Genomic DNA, 18,767 nt, shown 5'->3' on the forward strand with positions numbered 1-18,767 from the left:
TTGAGCTTTTATCCCGAGCTGTTATTAGATGAGAGCTAACAACTTAGGTAATAATATTGTGATGATGTAAAAGCTTAGGAGCGCAGTGACAAGAAAATCCTTTACTAATAAGGGTTTGTAAGATGATTTAGGAAACGATTAAATAATTTAAGGTCTGGTTGGAAAGTGATGTCGAAAATAGACGCTGCTGAAGCAGAATCATGTGGATAAGGTAAGGTAGGGTATTAAGAACCAATAAAAAGCCCCATTTATAAGGGGCCTAATGTTGGAGGGTGGGCGTAATAAAACTAGCAAAATACTATTCAATGTTCTGGATCTGTTCTCGCATCTGTTCGATAAGTACTTTGAGTTCTACGCCAGACGCGGTGATGTCGGTGCTGATCGACTTTGAAGCCAGTGTGTTCGATTCGCGGTTGAACTCTTGCATCATAAAGTCGAGACGACGACCAACAGCGCCACCTTTCTTCAGGATGTTCGTGGTTTCTTTCACGTGAGATTCTAAGCGGTCCAATTCTTCTGCCACATCCGATTTTTGTGCCAACAGAATCAGCTCTTGCTCTACACGAGATGGGTCTAATTCAGCTTTTGCATCTTCGAATTTAGAAAACAGGCGTTCACGTTGCCATTCTAGGATTTCTGGCATACGCGCACGAACTTTAATCACCTCTGCAGTGATCGCTGCCAGACGCTGTTCGATCAACGCTTTCATGTTGTCGCCTTCGCGCGCGCGCGCATCAATAAAGTCATCCATCGTTTCGTTAAACGCTTCTAACAGGGCTTTATTCACGGTGTCCATGTCTTGCTCTGGCGTTTCCATTACGCCCGGCCATTGCATTAATTGAAATGGATTGATGCGGCTTCGTTCGCCAGTCATGTGCATCACTTGCTCTGCTGCCTTAATGACTTGGCTGGCCAGTGTTTCGTTAATACTAAGCTCGCCTTTAGCGGCGGGATTGGCTTCAAAACGCAGATTACATTCTACTTTGCCGCGCGCAAGACGCTTACGAAAACGCTCACGTAGAACCGGCTCTAAAGCTCGAAACTGTTCTGGCATGCGGAAGTAAGTTTCTAGGTAGCGCTGGTTTACGCTACGGATTTCCCATACTGCGGAGCCCCAATCGCCTTTTACTTCTTTGCGCGCATACGCAGTCATACTGTAAATCATCGAATTTTCCTGTCTTCATTTTTGAAAATTACTTAAAGAGTGTATCACGGAGCGTCGTTAGGTGCGCGAAGTGTGTTGAATGTTTGCGCTGTGTTGGGGGCGTAACCTATGAATCAGGAATGGATTCCGTTATAATCTTCGCCCACCAAATCGTCTTCTCCTCATATTTAAGGTAGATGCCCATGCGTCCAAACGATCGCAAGGCGGACCAAGTTCGCCCTATCAAAATTACTCGTAACTACACCGCTTATGCTGAAGGCTCAGTGTTAGTTGAGTTCGGTAATACCAAAGTGTTGTGTAATGCGACCGTCGAAGAATCGGTACCACGTTGGTTGAAAGGCCAAGGTAAAGGCTGGGTAACTGCTGAGTACGGTATGTTGCCACGCGCGACACACTCGCGTACTCGTCGTGAAGCTGCAAGTGGCAAACAAGGCGGACGTACCATGGAAATCCAACGTCTTATCGCACGTAGTCTGCGTGCAGTTGTAGACTTGAAAGCCATGGGAGAATTCATGGTCACGGTTGATTGTGACGTGATCCAAGCGGATGGCGGCACTCGCACCGCATCAATTAGTGGCGCAAGCGTAGCAATGGCTGATGCGTTTCAGCATCTTGTCAACCGCGGCAAATTAAAAGCGAACCCGATGAAAAGTCATGTTGCGGCAGTATCTGTGGGTTTGTTAGGTGATGACGTGTTATGTGATCTTGAATACGTTGAAGATTCAGCGGCGGATACTGACATGAATGTGGTGATGACCGAAGAAGGTAAGATGATTGAGATCCAAGGCACTGCAGAAGGTGAACCGTTCAGTCATGAGCAGCTGATGGCATTGCTAGAATCAGCGAAAATCGGTATTACCGACATTGTCTCGGCGCAGAAGGCGGCGTTAGAAAAATAATGACTTCAATAGCTTCCTCATAAGGAAGCTATTTTTTTGCATGTTACTAGGCCTAGGACCTAGAGATTAATACCCACACACTGATAATTGAGAGAAATCCATGAAAGCATACCAGCGTGAATTTATTGAGTTTGCACTTGAGAAAGAGGTTCTTAAGTTTGGTGAGTTTACTTTGAAATCAGGCCGCAAAAGCCCTTACTTCTTTAACGCTGGTCTTTTCAATACTGGCCGAGATCTTGCGCGTCTTGGTCGTTTTTACGCTGCGGCTCTGGCTGACTCTGGCATTGAGTTTGATGTGCTGTTTGGCCCAGCGTACAAAGGTATCCCGATTGCGACGACCACCGCGGTAGCGCTGGCTGATCACCACGACCTCGACACGCCTTACTGCTTTAATCGTAAAGAAACGAAAAACCATGGTGAAGGCGGTAACCTTGTTGGCTCTGCATTAGAAGGGCGTATCATGCTGGTGGATGATGTGATCACGGCGGGTACGGCAATTCGTGAGTCGATGGAAATTATTCAAGCAAGTGGTGCAGACTTAGCGGGCGTGCTGGTCGCTATCGACCGTGAAGAGAAAGGCAAAGGTGAGCTGTCTGCGATTCAGGAAGTCGAACGTGATTTTGGTTGTGCCGTGATTTCTATCGTGAGCTTGGGCGATCTTGTTACTTACCTAGCAGAAAAAGGCGACTCAGCCGAACATTTAGAAGCGGTGAAAGCGTACCGCGCGGAATACGGTATTTAACCAGATAGAGTTTCTTTGGTTATTGTGAAGTGTAAAGGGGCTGGTGGGTATCCATCAGCTCCTTCTTTTTAGAGGGTTTTGCTCTTTATTTGTAGCGAATGCCTTTTTCTACACTTTCATCCTGCATGGTTTTATAGCGTTTGTGTAGCCACATCCATTGTTCTGGAGCACGGAGGATCACTTCTTCCACATGTTTGTTCATGTAAGCGGCGGCAGCCACTTCATCTTTTTGCGGGTAGTTTGCTTCAATGCACTTATCTGCGATGATGTCGTACTTACCTTCTGAATTACGAAAGCCCGAACCCATAATAATCGCACACTTAGAGGTGTAGGCTAGAATGCTGGTACCGGTTGTCGTACACGCATCTTCTACGGCAAAGAAGGGAACGAATACGGATTTATTGCGCCCGTAATCGTGATCGGGTAAATAAAACAAACGTTCACCGCTGCGTAAAACGCGAATCATTTTTTTTACATTTTTACGGTCAATCAGTTTGTTGCCATTGTGCGTACGGCCCCAGAACTGAATGAAATTATAGGCGGGATTATCGTGTGGACGAAATGCCCCATAGCCAGCGACACCAAGTACCGCAAACGCGCGTGCCGTAACTTCGAGATTTAAGGCATGCACACAACAAAGTAGTACGCCTTTACCTTCCTCGTCCTTTTCTCTGACTGCGCTTAGGTCTTTTTCCACGATAAGCGTTTTAAAACGCCAAGTGGGCCAGAACCAAGTGATGCCCGTTTCGATTAGAGCCATACCGGTGTTTTTAAAGTTTTCTTCAACGATGTGTTGGATCTCTTCCGGCGTTTTTTCTGGAAAAGCGAGTTCTAGGTTACGCTTGGCAATGTGGACGCGACTTTTGCCATAGCGCAGGCCAAGCTTACCGACGGAATGACCTAATGACAGCAGCAATCGATACGGGAGAATATTGACGAGGATGGCCAGTAAGCCAAATCCAAGCCAAACACTCCAGTTTCGTGGGTGGAGAAGTGAAAGAGAAAACTCCGGCTGCGTGTATTTGTCTTTACTCATAATCTTTTACTTAATTTGTGCACTAAGCAGCGCCCAATACTCGTCAAAGTTTGCCGTTGGTTGGTATTTAAAGTCGCTGCGAACAAAACGGTTGAGGCTACCTTCTACTTGCCCAAGAATCTGCGCGGCGAGAATGCGCTCTTCGACAGGGAAAGCTTTACCTTCTCGAATCTTACGTTCACGCAAGATTTGGCGCAATTGCATTTCAATGCGCTCAAACAACTGGTTGATGCGTTCGCGTAGGCGTTCATTTTCAAACATTAGGGCATGACCAGACAGAATGCGTGTCAGGCCGGGGTTGCGCTCAGAGAACGCCAACATAAGGTGCATCACCATGCGAATGCGCTCTAGAGTATCCTTCTCGTCGTCTAAAATTCGGTTAATGCGTGTCATCAATGCTTCTTCGATGAACTCAATCAAGCCTTCGAACATACGAGCTTTACTTGGGAAGTGACGGTACAAAGCGGCTTCTGAAACACCGACTTGTTTCGCCAACTTTGCCGTAGTAATGCGGGAAGCGCCTTCTGTAGATTCAAGCATTTGTGCTAATGCTTGCAAGATCTCTTCACGACGATTGGTTTTTTTACTGCCGGCCATTAGTTTACTTCCTTTCAAAATACAAAGTTGAGCGGAGGGGATTATAAGACGCTCTGTCATCTCAAACTAGACTACTGAGAGTGGAATGGGAGATTTAACACCCTCAGTTGTCATGTTTGCACCAAATTTATGCCAGTTTTCGATGAAAATATGAATGGGCTCGGATGTTAATTACATCAATTCATGCATTTTTTCGAGTATTTTAAAGCTCAATGCTTCTTTTGATTCCAAAGCGAGTGCAAGTTCACCCTCAGGCCAGAAAAGGGTCAGTGCGTTGTCGTTACTGTTGAAGCCTTGTCCTTTGATTGAAACATCATTCGCGCAGATCATGTCGAGGTTTTTTTTGACTAATTTGCCGCGCGCATAGGTTTCTACGTCATTGGTTTCAGCGGCAAATCCAACAGTAAATGGACGTTGTGCAGGCATTGTTGCAACCGAGGCAACAATATCAGGGTTTTTGACCATATTGATGACCATCTGATCGTTGTCTGCTGTTTTTTTCAATTTTTCAGACGCGATCGTTTCTGGGCGATAATCCGCCACCGCGGCGCAGCTGATAAATGCATCGTGGTTGGTCGCCTTGGCCATTACAGCGTCATGCATCTCTTGTGCACTAGAAACATTAATGCGCTCAACACCATCAGGTGTACTTAAGCTTACCGGGCCGCTCACGAGGGTTACTTTTGCGCCCATTTGAACCGCCGCGCTTGCCAATGCATAGCCCATTTTACCGGAGCTATGGTTGGTGATGTAACGTACCGGATCAAGCGCTTCACGAGTGGGCCCTGCGGTGATCAACACCGATTTACCCTCCAATACTTTAGGTTGGAAGAACCGTTCACACTGCTGCACCAATTGCATCGGCTCTAACATTCGACCCGGTCCGATATCGCCACAGGCTTGTTCTCCTGCCGCGGGTCCCCAGATATGCATACCACGGCGAAGTAACGTCGCAATATTCTCTTGGGTGGTGACATTGCGGTACATTTGCTGATTCATCGCAGGAGAGACGGCAACGGGCGACTCGGTCGCTAACACTAACGTGGTCAGCAAATCATTCCCCATGCCAGCAGACATGCGGGCAATTAAGTCCGCGGTTGCCGGTGCGATCAGCACTAAATCTGCCCATTTTGCTAACTCAATGTGACCCATTGACGCTTCTGCTGCTGGGTCTAATAAGCTGTTAGAGACCGGACGGCCCGAGACGGCCTGCATGGTCAAAGGAGTAATGAACTCTTGTGCGGCTTTCGTCATTACGACTTGGACTTGCGCGCCTCTCTCTATGAGGCGACGGGTTAGCTCCGCACATTTATACGCAGCAATACCGCCACTAATACCGAGTAGAATTTTTTTTCCTGCTAGTGTTTGCATGTGAGATCTCCAATTTGATGATCGGATTTTAACACAATTCAAAGTCTGACCGCCCGTGCATATATAACGAGAAGATAATCGATATCAAACGCCATCATATAAATTTGACCAAGGGAGAGAAAATGCTCGTTTATCTCACAGACAAATTGCGCGAATTTTGCGAGGCTGATAAGAAAAAGAGGTAGTGGAAATCATGATGTTGAAAAGTCGAAACAAATTGCTGCTGATAACGCTCATTCCTCTACTGTTGATCACCACATTGATCTCAATGGTGTACTACATCAACAGTAGTAATAGTTTGGAAGCCGAATTGGCAAGAGACAGGCAAGAGCTTATTGAAACGAAAAAGGAAGAGCTTAAAGCCTACATGATGATGGGAGTGACCGCGATAAAGCCACTCTACGATGCTGACGTGAATGGTAATAACAAAGAGGCGGCGAAAGACATTCTCAAAGCAATGCGCTTTGAGAGTGATGGCTATTTCTTTGCTTATGATTCTCAAGGGGTAAATACACTTCATGCCATTAAACCATCGTTAGAAGGGAAAAACCTTTACGATCTCAAAGATGAAAATGGTGTGGCGGTGATCGCTGGTTTAATTGACGCGTCACAACAAGGGGATGGTTTCCTGAATTTCTCATGGCATAAACCGACCATTGACGCTCAAGCACCGAAGTTAGGTTATGCGGAATATTTGCCTAAGTGGGACTGGGTCCTAGGAACGGGTGTCTACATTGATGATGTTGACCAACAAGTCGCGATGCAGCGAGAGTTGCGCACCCAGGAATTAAATGAGCATACCTTATCGGCTGTGATGATCTCCCTCATTGGGTTGGTCATTACCAGTATTCTGACCAGCATTGTGGTGTCTAAAGGGATTCAACCGTTGCAACACGTTGCGGCTTCACTGAAAGATGTTGCGGCGGGTGGGGGCGACTTAACCGCTCGTTTGAAAGTGGAAAGTAAGGATGAAGTCGGTGAAGTGGCGGCGGCGTTCAACGAGTTTATGGATAAGCTTCATCCACTGATGCAAGATATTCATCGCTCTGCAACCACAGTGCAAAGCGTTTCTCAAAATCTGGATACACAAACCAGTCAGGCGAGTGGTCAAATGCAAGATCACTGTCTGGAAACCGATAAAGTTGTCACAGCGGTAACTCAAATGAGCATGACAGCGAAGGAGGTGGCGAGTAACACGAATGCGACCGCACAAGCGATTGAGGATGCCAATAGTCAAGTTACCGAAGCCCAGCGTGAAGTTGATCAAGCCATTGAAGGGATTACTGAGCTGGTGACGGAGATAGACAGCACGTCGGATGCGATTGCCGATCTGAGCCAACAAACGGAACAAATTACCAAGGTGTTGGATGTGATTGGTGAGATTGCGGAGCAAACCAATTTGCTGGCTTTGAACGCCGCGATTGAAGCTGCGCGAGCAGGAGAGCAAGGACGCGGTTTTGCAGTGGTTGCGGATGAAGTACGTTCGCTAGCCAGTCGCACCCAAAACAGCACTCATGAAATTGGCGATATGCTCAAACAGCTACAAAGTGGCGTCTCAAGGGCGGTGAGTACGATGTCGGTTAGTCAAGAGCGTGGGGTAAAAACGGCGCAAGAGTCGGCGCTCATCCAACAATCACTGTCGGGCGTTCATCATTCGATTGGTACGATTCGAAATATGGGAATTCAAACCGCGTCAGCGGCAGAGGAACAAAGTGCAGTGGCAGAAGATATCAATCAAAATTTAGTGGCGATTCAACAGATCGTAACTAACATCAATGAGACCTTGCAGCACGCTGAAACGATCAGTAATCAGTTGTCGCAATCTGGTTCAGAAATTCACGGTTTAGTTGGCAATTTTAAACTCTGATAAACTATTAAATTGCATTGAAAGTGCTGATGGAACGAAGAAAGCGAAAGTCACTCTCGACTTTCGTTTTTGGTTTTGTGGAATAGAGGCCTATTCCACAAAAGAGACACCTGATGATACTGAAAGCGATGCCAAGTGAGTCGATGCCCAGAGAAAAGTTGCTGCAGCGAGGGCCACAAGCGCTGACCGATGCAGAGCTACTCGCCATTTTTTTACGTACTGGAACGCAAGGGATGAATGTGATCGAGCTTGCCGACTTCCTGATTCAAGATTTTGGTTCGCTAAGGCAGCTTTTTTCTGCTTCAGAAAAGCAGTTCTGCCGACATAAAGGGCTGGGCCAAGCAAAATACGTACAATTACAAGCTGTACTAGAAATGACGCAGCGGTATTTAGCGGAAACCTTAAAGCGCGGTGACGCATTAACCAGTCCAGCACAAACTAAGCTTTATTTGTCTTCTATATTAAGAGACCGACAAAGAGAGGCTTTTTACATTCTTTTTCTCGATAACCAGCACAGAATAATAAAAGATGAAATTTTATTTGAAGGAACATTAGATGCTGCGTCGGTTTATCCACGAGAAGTGGTGAAGCGAGCCTTACACCATAATGCGGCGGCTTTGATTTTGGCACACAATCATCCGTCAGGGGTGGCCGAGCCGAGTCAAGCTGACAGAAGGATTACAAAGCGGTTAATCGACGCTTTGGCGCTGGTGGATATTCGTGTTTTGGACCATTTCGTCATTGGTGATGGGGAAAGTGTCTCTTTTGCTGAAAGAGGTTGGGTATAATGGTGTGTATTTTAGGTTGTTAGTTGCTAAAAATCTGCTATCATCCTCGCCACTAAATTTTTAACTGAATTCAGCTTGGACTGCTAGAAAAAAATCTGCTGTCTAAAAAAAGATCACGAAAACCTGTAAAAAGGATCTGTTCGGGTCTTGAGCAATGCATATCAAGTTAGTATAATGCGCGACCTTTGATAGCCTTGTATGGATTTTCCATAGCGGTTCTTAACCTCTAACTTCTTTTCGAGAAATAGAGAGGTTCGGCCACCAAGGTTGATATCGAGCTGAAACGATTTTGGAGAAGACATTCATGTCACGAGTATGCCAAGTAACTGGTAAGCGTCCAGTAACGGGTAACAACCGTTCACACGCACGAAATGCTACTAAGCGTCGTTTTCTGCCGAACCTACAAACTCATCGTTTCTGGGTAGAGAGCGAAAAACGTTTTGTTAAACTACGCCTATCTGCTAAAGGTATGCGCATCATCGACAAGAAAGGTATTGATACTGTTCTTGTCGATATCCGTGCACGTGGCGAAAACGTTTAAGAGGAAATAGGCAATGGCAAAGAAAGGCGTTCGTGAGAAAATCCGTCTAGTATCTTCTGCAGGTACAGGCCACTTCTACACAACTGATAAAAACAAGCGTAATATGCCGGGCAAATTTGAGATCAAGAAATTTGATCCAGTAGTTCGCCAGCACGTTATGTACAAAGAAGCAAAAATCAAATAATTGGTTTCAGTCTCTTTGATGAATTGAAAACCCAGCTTTCGAGTTGGGTTTTTTATTATCTAAAATTTATTTATCTTTTCCTTATTAGGTTTGCACGCAGATGTTCTAGTCAAAACTGATGCGCTTTGGTAGTTTATTCTTAACTAAAGAGAGCAGGAATGGTTATGCGTGTGAGTCCGGCCCGTCGTCGTCGATGGAACAATATGCTTATTCTGGGCATTATCGCTTTTATTGTGATCTTAAATGCGCCCATGTGGATCAAAACTTATTTGTTAACGGACGATTCCGACCCTTACCCCAACTTGCTACGCCCAGATTATACGGTTAGTGCACTCTACTTTAATGGTTGGGAGCTTGAGCGGCATAATGAACAGTGGCAATCCAATCTCAAAGCAAGTACGTCGATTAAAGAGCTCGTTTCACGTTGGCAATCATTAGGAGGGACGGAGCTAACGCAAGAACAATACATGCGTTTAAAACCTAAGCTCACCTCTGCTGAAACAGTGGAAGTGTGGTACCAAGAGTTGGAGGAGCCACAGCGAGTAACATTCTATCGCTTGCCTAGTTTTTGGTTATTTAAAAACTGGCAAGATAAGTGGATTGCTATCTCCGTCGATGCAGACTTTATCATGCCCGAGTAAGTCCATTTTGAATGAATAGCCTTAAGGCGACCCAGTATTTATCGTGGTTGTTTTCTATTATGCTAGCCACGCAATTTAATTCGTCCAGCCCAATGGAGAGAGTAATGCCTGAATTACCCGAAGTAGAAGTCAGTCGTATGGGGATCAGTCCACACATGGTAGGACAAGTTATTCAGGCTTTTGTCTTTCGAACGCCAAAATTGCGTTGGGATATCCCTCAAGAGCTCAAACACCTTGAAGGTCAAGTTATCCGTGCGATCAGTCGCCGAGCGAAATACTTACTGATAGAGACGGATGCAGGCACGGCAATCGTCCACTTGGGCATGTCGGGCTCGTTGCGTGTACTGGATGCGGATTTCCCAGCGGCTAAACATGATCATGTGGATCTCAAACTGACTAATGGCAAAGTATTACGTTACAACGATCCGCGTCGTTTTGGGGCTTGGTTGTGGTGCGCCTCAGGCGAATCGCATGCGGTGTTAGATCGTATGGGGCCTGAGCCTTTAACCGAAGAGTTTAACGCTGACTACGTCGCGGAGAAAGCCAATGGCAAGCGAATAGCGGTGAAACAGTTGATTATGGACAACAAAGTAGTGGTTGGTGTAGGAAACATTTACGCTAACGAATCCTTATTTAAGTCGCGAATTCACCCTTCCAAGCCTGCAGGAAAAGTTACTACTCAAGAGTGGGCATTGCTCGTTGAAAACATTAAAGTGACGCTCGAAATTGCCATCAACCAAGGTGGTACTACACTAAAAGATTTCGCTCAAGCGGATGGAAAGCCAGGGTATTTTGCTCAAGAGCTCTTAGTGTATGGGAAAGCAGGAGAACCTTGTCCTGAATGTGGTGAATTACTCCAAGAACTAAAAATTGGACAGCGTAATACCTTCTTTTGTGGTGAGTGCCAAAAGTGAAACATGAATCAAGGCAAACTATATTTGCCCTGATTTTTCAAAGTACTTCTTGGCGACCAATAAAGATATCAACCTTTCTCGTTTCGCATTTCTAAACTGTTCCACCCAGTCGTGCGCATTTTGGATGATGTTTTCTGCTGCTTCAGGATGAGAGGTGTAATACTCTATCTTTTCTATTAAGTCTGAGTAATCATCTTGTACTTCAACGTAGTGAGTACCAGCTTGAAGGCGGCCCTCCATAAACCAAGTTTCGTATTTAGGTTTGGACATTATTACCAATGAGTTCGACGACATCGCCCATTTTAGGTTGGTTGCAACATCATTCCCTTCAATAGCAAGCAGAAATTTGTATTGAAGTTGCTCTTCGATTGACATGAAGCCTTTTTCCCAAGGATTGCCATCTTTGGGTTGGGTTTGCCCAATGTTACAGCGAGGGTGATTATAAAACTGCTCGAGGACTTTTTTACGGTGTGGCTGGTAGCCAACGCCACGCCATGCAACCATGTCTTTTTTATCACGAAAACTCAATTTGTCATCAACAAACTGAAAGTGCCTTATCGCATTCAATTTTAACATGATGGAGTTTTGATTTTTGTCCGAGATAGGGCGGCTTTTTAAGAAGGTTGGAACTTCAGGAACGTGGCGTATGTCGCCATTTAAGTAGCGAAACGTAAAAGATGAGGGAAAGCCTTTGAGCACTTTTAACAAGTCAAAATAATAAGTTGTACCGCCAGTTTTCTTAAATGAGCCGATAGTTTCGCCCTTCTCTAGATGAAAGGAAACTGCCTGCTTGTTGTAGTAGTCCACCCTATCTTGGATATATGCCATGTCATAGTTGCTAAGTTTTTTCAGCAAATGCTGATTGGCAATTCGAAATAACGCAGCAGGGACGATAGTTAGTAAAGCATTACTAAAGTAATAGTTAAACTTGGTTAAACTCACTTTTTTACCTTGTTAATGATAGCTTCGTTAACACAAGAAGGAACAAATTGTTTTATGTCGCCACCATGTATAGCAACTTCACGCACGATGGTTGAAGACAGAAAAGCAAACTCTTCAGCGGGCGTCAGGAAAACACTTTCGACATCAGGAAGCAATTTGCGATACATGCTGGTAAGACCAAATTCATATTCGAAGTCGACCGTTGTACGCAGGCCTCGCACAAGAATATTGGCTTGTTGATCACGAGCAAAATCGACTAATAGACCGCTAAACCCTAAAGCCGACACGTTGCTTAAATGAGAGGTAGACTTTTCGACCAAACTCACTCGCTCTTCTAGCGAAAATAACGTACTTTTTGACGGGCTCGCCGCTACAGCGATGATGATTTCATCAAACATATTTGCAGCGCGAGTGATGATGTCTAAATGACCATTCGTAATAGGATCGAATGTCCCTGGGTATATGACTTTTTTCATCGTAGTACTTTCTCATAAACATCTGCGTATTGGTTTGCAGTGTAGGTGATATCAAATGTTTTTAGTTTTTCTTGTCCGTTTTTGACAAAAGAGTCTCTCAAAACCGTGTCCTTAGCGACTCTGGTTATTGCCTTGGCAAGTGCGTTGGCATCACCTGGTTGAATCAGTATTCCGTTCGACTCATCCTCTATTATGTCAGGTATTCCGCCAGCATTGGTGCCAATCACTGGTAAGCCAGCGCCCATCCCCTCCAGAATCACGGAGCCTAAGCCTTCTGTATAAGAAGGGTGGATTTGTAAATCGGCCGCTTCAAACCAGTCCCCCATATTGTTTTGCTTGCCTTCAAAGCTTACGTTACTCAAAGCCTTTACTTGTAACTCAAGAGTCGGTCTTTCTGGACCATCACCGAGCAGGCATATGTGGATAGATGGCTCCGATTGTTCAAGTAACGTTGCAGCTGCAATGGAGACATCAAAACCTTTGTGTTTGAGCATGTTTGCAGCATGAATCACCAAAAACTTGTCAGTAAAGCGATCTCGAATGGCTTGGACCTTTTCTTTATCAATGGGGTAGTTGACTGGTGAGCTTGGGATTTTATGAGTTGTGAGATTAGGATAGGTGTCTTTTACTCTTTGAACGATTTCCAAACTCAACCCAATGACTGCACTGGCTTTTGAATATGCCAAATTTGCTAGCCATTTCTTTTTCAACGGATTATCAATACGGCGAGTAACGATATAAGGCATACCATAAAGTAAATGTTGAATGAGAGCCCAATAAATCGCACGACCTTCGTGAACATGAATGAGTGAGCAATCTTTGGTAATCGATTTTGAATGTGCCTTAGTAAAATGGTTTGCTAGGACGAGCTTTACATTAAGCTTGTTCACCGCATCAGCGAACGGACTTTTGGGGTTAGCAACAACCGTAAGGTGATAACCTAATTTGACTTGTTGTTTGATGAGTTGGAGGGTTTGGTTTTCCCCTCCGTGGTAGCCAGAAGCTAAGTTAACATGGCAAATATTCATATCACTGTTCTTTGTTGTTCTTTTTCACGTAGTCACGCAGCCATAGATCGGCATAACGCGTAAAAGTAGTATTGGCGCTTAACACCGCCAGTAAAAAGCCATGTCGTCCATCTAAGAAACCCCGCTTGATGATGTACATTTTGATAAAGCGGAAAAAGCCATGGGCAAGTGCACTGAATAGAGAGGCCGTTTTTTTTCCTTCACGCTGATCTGCCCAAGACTGCATATACAGTTGAGTTTTACGCGTATATTCACCGAGTCTTTCATAGGTGAAGTGCTTGAGTCGTCCATTCAATGACACGACATTAAATCCCTTCGGGATAACGACGCTTTCATGTACTAATGCGTCATTGTATTGAGTTTCTGACGTTTTATATAAACGGACTACCCAGTCAGGAGACCAGCCGGAATAACGAATTTCTTTGGCAAAGGCAGTGGTTAGACGGTTAACTTGGTAGATGTTTGTGTCGTTATGCTGGCTTATCGCATTGAGTATTTCTTGGCGCAGTTCATCTGTAACGCGCTCATCTGCATCTAACCAAAGAACGAAATCTGATTCGATATACGTTTGCGCAAGTTGGCGCTGCTTACCAAAACCGGGCCAATCCAAGTTGCTATAGAACTTATCTGTGTATTGTCGGGCAATTTCTTCCGTGCGGTCAGTGCTGCCTGAGTCTAGAAGGACAATCTCATCGACCCAATCTTTTACAGTGTCGAGACAAGCTTGTAAGTGCTTCTCTTCATTTTTTACGATTAAGGCAACGGCTAAGGTGGGTTTGGACAAGGTCATTTCCTTCTTAACAAATCAAGACAGTAAGTTTACTGGTATTGCGGATACAAATCTTCTAAGACTTGCTCGAACATGCTTATTACCTGAGTGCTGGTAATGCGGTTCATTGCCGTTTCATCTTTAGCGCGAGTTCGCCAGCTTAACTCGTGACTGTTTTTGCCTATTTCCGCAAAGATTGTTTCTTCATAAACCGAGACCACGTATTTGAGGTAACGATAAGGTCCGACCCGTCGCGGATTATGGTGCGCATAAAGCCCGATGATCGGCGTTTGCATGGCGTTCGCCATGTGCGCAGGTCCGGTATCGGGGGCGATAACCATTTCAGCGTTATCAATTAACGCCAGCATTTGTAGGATCGAACTTTGTCCAACTAAATTTAGACACGGCTCTTCCAAGCGAGACTGAATCGCTTCTGCCAGATCCAATTCTACCTGAGCGGGGCTGCCCGCAAGAATTACGTTCCAACCTTTGGCTCTGGCGTGATGAATCACATCCACATAACCTTCAGCGTTCCAGTTTTTATAAGCTTTACTCGCGCCCGGCACAATTAATAGGTTCGGTTTATTGCGAGAAATCTGCGTCTCTGCCCACGCTTGGTCTTGTGCAGAGTAGGAAAGTGCCCAGTCCAGTTCTGCTTTTGGCACCCCAATTTGATGAGCAAAAGCCATTAAGCTATCGGCGACATGCAGAGATGGTGGGGAAGGCACTTTGACATTGGTAAAGAGCGTCTGAAAATCTTGGCTTCTATCAGAAGAGAAACCAAGTTTGTATTTTGCTTTAATGCCCAACGTCGCGATACTGGCTCGAATCGCGTACTGCATATGCAATAGCGCATCAAACTCTCGGCCTTTCAATTGTCTCCAAAGCGATTTATAGCCATCTAGTCCCGCTTTTTTATCAAAAACAATCACTTCTACGCCATCAATTGCGGCTAGTAATTGGGCTTCAAGTTTGCCCGTTATCCAAGTGATTTGGGTCGATGGCCATTGTTTTTGAATCGCTTGAACGGTCGCGATGGTATTGCAAACGTCTCCAATAGCGGATAAACGCAAGATGCATAATGACGATGGGGCAGAAGTGAACATAATTATTTGTCTGGTTAAAGGGATAGAGGCAGGTAAATTATGCAGACATCCCCAATAAATGTAAAATACACGGTTCGAATATAGCTAAGTACTGATAAGTGTTCTGCAATGTCAAAGACAACACCGCGCCAATCGCAAGAATCTGGCAAACCGGGTAGTACAGGAATCAAGCGCATCATCAAAGCGACGGGTTACTCGATACAGGGATTAAAAGCCGCTTTTAAACATGAAGCCGCCATTCGCCAAGAGTTGGCTCTGCTATGCATCGCTGCGATTTTGGCTTGGCTAGTGGATGTCGGTACGGTTGAGCGTATCTTGATGATCGGGGCCGTGGTACTCGTACTGATTGTTGAACTCGTGAATTCAGCCATTGAAGCGGTGGTTGACCGAATTGGATTTGAGCAGCATGAGCTCAGCGGGCGTGCTAAAGATATAGGCTCTGCGGCCGTTATGGTTACATTGGCGTTCGCTGCATTTACTTGGTTGTACATATTAGCTTGTCGATACTTAGGCTAGAGTAAGAACATGATTCAGCAATATCAAAGCAATAACCAGATGATTTGGTTTGATGACGAGATCATTACAGACCCTAGTCAACCGATATTTGATGCCGAATACTGGCAGTCCTCCGACAAGGTGGTTGGCAATGCGACGGGGCGAGGTACGACATGGTTTATCCAACTGGAGAACATGCAGGCGGCATTGCGTCATTATCGTCGTGGCGGTTTGTTTGGGAAGTTAGTTAACGATCACTATTGGTTCTCTGGCTGGGATAACACCCGTTGCGCGCAAGAGTTTCAGCTGTTATTGGCGCTAATCGAGGCTGGGGTGCATGTTCCTCGTCCAATTGCAGCAAGAGCCGTAAAGTCAGGACTCTTCTATCAAGCTGATTTATTAAGTGAGCGAATCCCGAACGCCAGAGATCTGGTCAGTATCTTGCTAAAACAATCCTTATCGGCAGAAATGTATCAGAAAATAGGGCAAGAAATTGCCAAAATGCATAATGCTGGTGTTAATCACACCGACTTGAATATCCATAACATCTTGATCGACGACAAAGATAAGGTGTGGCTTATCGATTTTGATAAGTGTCGTCTTGAAACTTCGGGTGGATGGAAGCAGAAAAATCTCGATAGGCTTCTGCGTTCATTTAATAAAGAGCGGCTCAAGCGGCAGATTATTTGGCAAGAGTCCGATTATGAGCATTTGCAGGAAGGCTATGATCGCGGCGGTAAAGTATAAAGCCCTTAGTGATAACGCTTGCTTAATGGCAAAGTCTTACCTCCGTTCTTGCGCGCCTATATAATTAAAGTTGGGTCCGAAAACTCTAAGGTAATCCATGAGCAATATACTTCCACTTATCGGTCGAACCGATGCCCTGTTCACTCAAGATCTCTTAAATCATGAAGTTGAACTATCAAAGATCGTCTCTGAATCGCGTTTTCTCGTTTTAGGGGGCGCTGGCTCTATTGGTCAAGCGGTCACGAAAGAGATTTTTAAACGTAATCCAAAGAAACTTCATGTTGTTGATATTAGCGAAAACAATATGGTGGAGTTGGTGCGCGATATCCGTAGCTCATTTGGTTACATTGATGGAGACTTTCAAACGTTTGCCTTGGATATTGGCTCGGTTGAATACGATGCGTTTATTAAAGCGGATGGCCAGTTTGATTACGTGTTGAACTTGTCAGCGCTTAAGCACGTGCGCAGTGAAAAAGATCCCTTCACTCTCATGCGCATGATCGATGTGAACGTATTCAATACCGATAAAACGATTCAGCAATCCATCGATGCCGGTGCGAAGAAATATTTCTGTGTATCGACAGACAAAGCGGCAAACCCCGTCAACATGATGGGCGCATCTAAGCGCATTATGGAAATGTTCTTGATGCGTAAAAGTGAGCAAATGGCGATATCTACCGCGCGCTTTGCCAATGTAGCCTTTTCTGACGGCTCTTTACTGCATGGCTTTAACCAGCGCATTCAAAAGCGTCAACCTATCGTTGCCCCTAACGACATCCAGCGCTATTTCGTTACGCCACAAGAATCGGGTGAGCTTTGTCTAATGTCTTGCATTTTTGGTGAAAACCGAGACATTTTCTTCCCGAAATTGAGTGAAGCACTTCACTTAATTTCATTTGCCGATATTGCGGTGAAATATCTACAGCAGCGGGGCTATGAAGCATATCTGTGTAGTAATGAAGATGAAGCTCGTGAGTTGGTGAAAACCTTACCTGAGCAAGGTAAGTGGCCATGCTTGTTCACAGAAAGCGATACCACAGGGGAGAAAGATTTTGAAGAATTCTTCACTGACAAAGAAAACCTAGATATGGCGCGCTTTGAAAATTTAGGCATCATCAAAAATGATCCGCTTTTCGATCCAGAACTTTTGACTCTGTTTGAGCAACGTATTGCAGAGATGAAAGAAAGCCGTGAGTGGGCGAAGGAGCACATTGTCGAGTTGTTCTTTACTATGATTCCTGACTTTGGCCACAAAGAAACGGGTAAATACCTAGACAGCAAGATGTAAGCGGAGCGAATAATGAAGCCAACATCCATTGTTGAGTTTGTACGAGAGACGTATAAAAGCGAAGACTTTATCCCATTACATATACCAAGCTTCCAAGGCAACGAAAAAGCGTATGTGATGGAAACTATCGATAGTACGTTTGTATCGAGCGTTGGTAAGTTTGTTGATCAGTTCGAACAGAAAATCGAGCAATACACTGGGAGTGCCAAAGCGGTCGCCACCGTTAATGGCACTGCCGCACTGCATGCTGCGCTTCATATGGCCGGAGTGCAACGTGGCGACTTGGTGATCACGCAAGCATTGACGTTTGTCGCCACGTGTAACGCGCTTTATCACATGGGGGCGGAGCCTATTTTTGTTGATGTCTCGATGGTGAGTCTGGGTCTGTGCCCTAAAGCTGTGGATGCTTATCTGAGTGAGCATGCAACGCTTCGCGAAGAGGGTTGCTTTCATAAAACCACGGGACAACGGATTAAAGCGGTGGTGCCCATGCATACCTTTGGTCATCCCGTTGAGTTGGATGAATTGATGGCAGTTTGCCTTAAGTGGCAGCTTGTTTTGGTGGAGGATGCGGCCGAAAGCTTAGGCTCTTTTTATAAAGGGCATCACACCGGAACCATCGGTGACTTTGGTGCGGTTAGCTTTAATGGCAATAAGATCATTACCACCGGTGGCGGCGGTATGGTGCTGTGCAAGACGACAGTGTCTGGCCAACATACCAAGTATGTGACAACCACAGCCAAAGTACCTCATCCATATGAGTTTTATCATGATGAGCCGGGGTTTAACTACCGTATGCCCAACCTCAATGCGGCGCTGGGCTGTGCGCAGATGGAAGTGATGGAAACGTACTTAGCCCAAAAGCGTGAATTGGCCAAACACTATCAGAACTTCTTCTCTGGGAGTGATATTCAGTTTGTGACTGAGCCTGACTACGCGCAATCAAACTATTGGTTGAATGCGATCATTTGCCCGAACAGCGAATCACGAGAAACCATATTGCAAGAGACCAATGCCGCAGGCGTCATGACACGACCTATTTGGAAGTTAATGCATCGTTTGCCGATGTTCGAGAATGCATTACGCGGAGACTTGCGTCACTCAGAATTTATCGAAGCGCATGTGGTGAATTTACCAAGTACTCCGATCGTATTAAATTGCTAAGACAGGC

21 protein-coding genes are annotated in these 18,767 nt (G+C 45.3%); 12 read left to right on the plus strand and 9 right to left on the minus strand.

The features are described 5' to 3' along the window. Nucleotides 1–298: 298 nt before the first annotated feature. Complete coding sequence (locus tag AC3D28_RS12315) at nt 299–1,165, minus strand: YicC/YloC family endoribonuclease (protein WP_488534912.1); 867 nt, start codon at nt 1,163–1,165, stop codon at nt 299–301. Between the two features lie 182 nt (nt 1,166–1,347). Here AC3D28_RS12315 and rph point away from each other — a divergent pair, with 182 nt between their 5' ends. Together rph and pyrE are read left to right on the plus strand one after the other, a co-directional pair. Then, entirely contained in the window at nt 1,348–2,064 is a 717-nt protein-coding gene (gene rph / locus AC3D28_RS12320; RefSeq protein ID WP_488534913.1) for a ribonuclease PH, read from the plus strand. 100 nt (nt 2,065–2,164) lie between these two features. Then, nucleotides 2,165–2,806 carry an orotate phosphoribosyltransferase gene (gene pyrE, locus AC3D28_RS12325; protein ID WP_488534914.1) on the plus strand — a complete coding sequence of 214 codons (642 nt, stop codon included), beginning with the start codon at nt 2,165–2,167 and terminating at the stop codon, nt 2,804–2,806. 85 nt (nt 2,807–2,891) lie between these two features. Here pyrE and AC3D28_RS12330 read toward each other — a convergent pair whose 3' ends face one another. The 3 genes from AC3D28_RS12330 to coaBC all read right to left on the minus strand — a co-directional run bounded on the left by AC3D28_RS12330 (nt 2,892) and on the right by coaBC (nt 5,810). Further along, nucleotides 2,892–3,842: a Kdo(2)-lipid IV(A) acyltransferase gene (locus AC3D28_RS12330; protein WP_488534915.1), complete on the minus strand. Its 951-nt coding sequence runs from the start codon at nt 3,840–3,842 to the stop codon at nt 2,892–2,894. Between the two features lie 6 nt (nt 3,843–3,848). Beyond that, the gene (gene slmA / locus AC3D28_RS12335) at nt 3,849–4,439 is read right to left on the minus strand and encodes a nucleoid occlusion factor SlmA (protein WP_098416772.1); all 591 of its coding nucleotides are present in this window, start codon (nt 4,437–4,439) and stop codon (nt 3,849–3,851) included. A 171-nt stretch (nt 4,440–4,610) separates the two neighbouring features. After that, on the minus strand, nt 4,611–5,810 hold the full coding sequence (gene coaBC / locus AC3D28_RS12340) for a bifunctional phosphopantothenoylcysteine decarboxylase/phosphopantothenate--cysteine ligase CoaBC (RefSeq protein WP_488534916.1): 1,200 nt from the start codon (nt 5,808–5,810) through the stop codon (nt 4,611–4,613). A gap of 193 nt (nt 5,811–6,003) precedes the next feature. On the opposite strand from coaBC, the gene AC3D28_RS12345 reads away from it, so the two are divergent. The 6 genes from AC3D28_RS12345 to mutM all read left to right on the plus strand — a co-directional run bounded on the left by AC3D28_RS12345 (nt 6,004) and on the right by mutM (nt 10,745). Beyond that, on the plus strand, nt 6,004–7,677 hold the full coding sequence (locus AC3D28_RS12345; protein ID WP_488534917.1) for a methyl-accepting chemotaxis protein: 1,674 nt from the start codon (nt 6,004–6,006) through the stop codon (nt 7,675–7,677). Nucleotides 7,678–7,790: 113 nt separating this feature from the next. Beyond that, complete coding sequence (gene radC / locus AC3D28_RS12350; protein ID WP_098416769.1) at nt 7,791–8,465, plus strand: RadC family protein; 675 nt, start codon at nt 7,791–7,793, stop codon at nt 8,463–8,465. 304 nt (nt 8,466–8,769) lie between these two features. Continuing rightward, nucleotides 8,770–9,006, plus strand: a complete 237-nt coding sequence (gene rpmB / locus AC3D28_RS12355) for a 50S ribosomal protein L28 (RefSeq protein WP_098416768.1) — start codon at nt 8,770–8,772, stop codon at nt 9,004–9,006. Nucleotides 9,007–9,019: 13 nt separating this feature from the next. Then, nucleotides 9,020–9,190 carry a 50S ribosomal protein L33 gene (rpmG, locus tag AC3D28_RS12360; protein ID WP_004410866.1) on the plus strand — a complete coding sequence of 57 codons (171 nt, stop codon included), beginning with the start codon at nt 9,020–9,022 and terminating at the stop codon, nt 9,188–9,190. Nucleotides 9,191–9,354: 164 nt separating this feature from the next. Beyond that, nucleotides 9,355–9,831, plus strand: a complete 477-nt coding sequence (locus AC3D28_RS12365; protein WP_488534918.1) for a hypothetical protein — start codon at nt 9,355–9,357, stop codon at nt 9,829–9,831. 104 nt (nt 9,832–9,935) lie between these two features. Further along, on the plus strand, nt 9,936–10,745 hold the full coding sequence (mutM, locus tag AC3D28_RS12370; protein WP_098416767.1) for a bifunctional DNA-formamidopyrimidine glycosylase/DNA-(apurinic or apyrimidinic site) lyase: 810 nt from the start codon (nt 9,936–9,938) through the stop codon (nt 10,743–10,745). A gap of 18 nt (nt 10,746–10,763) precedes the next feature. On the opposite strand, the gene AC3D28_RS12375 is transcribed toward mutM, so the two are convergent. The 5 genes from AC3D28_RS12375 to AC3D28_RS12395 are packed head-to-tail and all read right to left on the minus strand — an operon-like array spanning nt 10,764 to nt 15,066. Next, entirely contained in the window at nt 10,764–11,687 is a 924-nt protein-coding gene (locus AC3D28_RS12375) for a glycosyl transferase family 90 (RefSeq protein WP_488534919.1), read from the minus strand. Further along, nucleotides 11,684–12,163 (minus strand): pantetheine-phosphate adenylyltransferase, encoded by a 480-nt coding sequence (coaD, locus tag AC3D28_RS12380; protein ID WP_098416765.1) that lies wholly within the window; start codon nt 12,161–12,163, stop codon nt 11,684–11,686. The genes AC3D28_RS12375 and coaD overlap by 4 nt, the downstream gene beginning before the upstream one ends. After that, a complete protein-coding gene (locus AC3D28_RS12385) occupies nt 12,160–13,191 on the minus strand; it encodes a glycosyltransferase family 4 protein (protein WP_488534920.1) in 1,032 nt (343 codons plus the stop codon). The genes coaD and AC3D28_RS12385 overlap by 4 nt, the downstream gene beginning before the upstream one ends. A 1-nt stretch (nt 13,192) precedes the next feature. Further along, a complete protein-coding gene (locus AC3D28_RS12390; protein ID WP_488534921.1) occupies nt 13,193–13,975 on the minus strand; it encodes a glycosyltransferase family 2 protein in 783 nt (260 codons plus the stop codon). 35 nt (nt 13,976–14,010) lie between these two features. Continuing rightward, complete coding sequence (locus tag AC3D28_RS12395) at nt 14,011–15,066, minus strand: glycosyltransferase family 9 protein (RefSeq protein WP_488534922.1); 1,056 nt, start codon at nt 15,064–15,066, stop codon at nt 14,011–14,013. 108 nt (nt 15,067–15,174) lie between these two features. On the opposite strand from AC3D28_RS12395, the gene AC3D28_RS12400 reads away from it, so the two are divergent. The 4 genes from AC3D28_RS12400 (at nt 15,175) to AC3D28_RS12415 (ending at nt 18,760) form a co-directional block, all read left to right on the plus strand. After that, complete coding sequence (locus tag AC3D28_RS12400; RefSeq protein WP_488534923.1) at nt 15,175–15,582, plus strand: diacylglycerol kinase; 408 nt, start codon at nt 15,175–15,177, stop codon at nt 15,580–15,582. Between the two features lie 9 nt (nt 15,583–15,591). Further along, nucleotides 15,592–16,308 (plus strand): 3-deoxy-D-manno-octulosonic acid kinase, encoded by a 717-nt coding sequence (locus AC3D28_RS12405; protein WP_488534924.1) that lies wholly within the window; start codon nt 15,592–15,594, stop codon nt 16,306–16,308. 97 nt (nt 16,309–16,405) lie between these two features. Then, complete coding sequence (locus AC3D28_RS12410) at nt 16,406–17,596, plus strand: UDP-N-acetylglucosamine 4,6-dehydratase (RefSeq protein ID WP_488534925.1); 1,191 nt, start codon at nt 16,406–16,408, stop codon at nt 17,594–17,596. A 12-nt stretch (nt 17,597–17,608) separates the two neighbouring features. Continuing rightward, nucleotides 17,609–18,760, plus strand: coding sequence for a LegC family aminotransferase (locus AC3D28_RS12415; RefSeq protein ID WP_488534926.1), 1,152 nt, complete (start codon nt 17,609–17,611; stop codon nt 18,758–18,760). The last annotated feature ends 7 nt before the right edge of the window (nt 18,761–18,767 follow it).

The organism is Vibrio sp. TAP-3B, assembly GCF_057784735.1.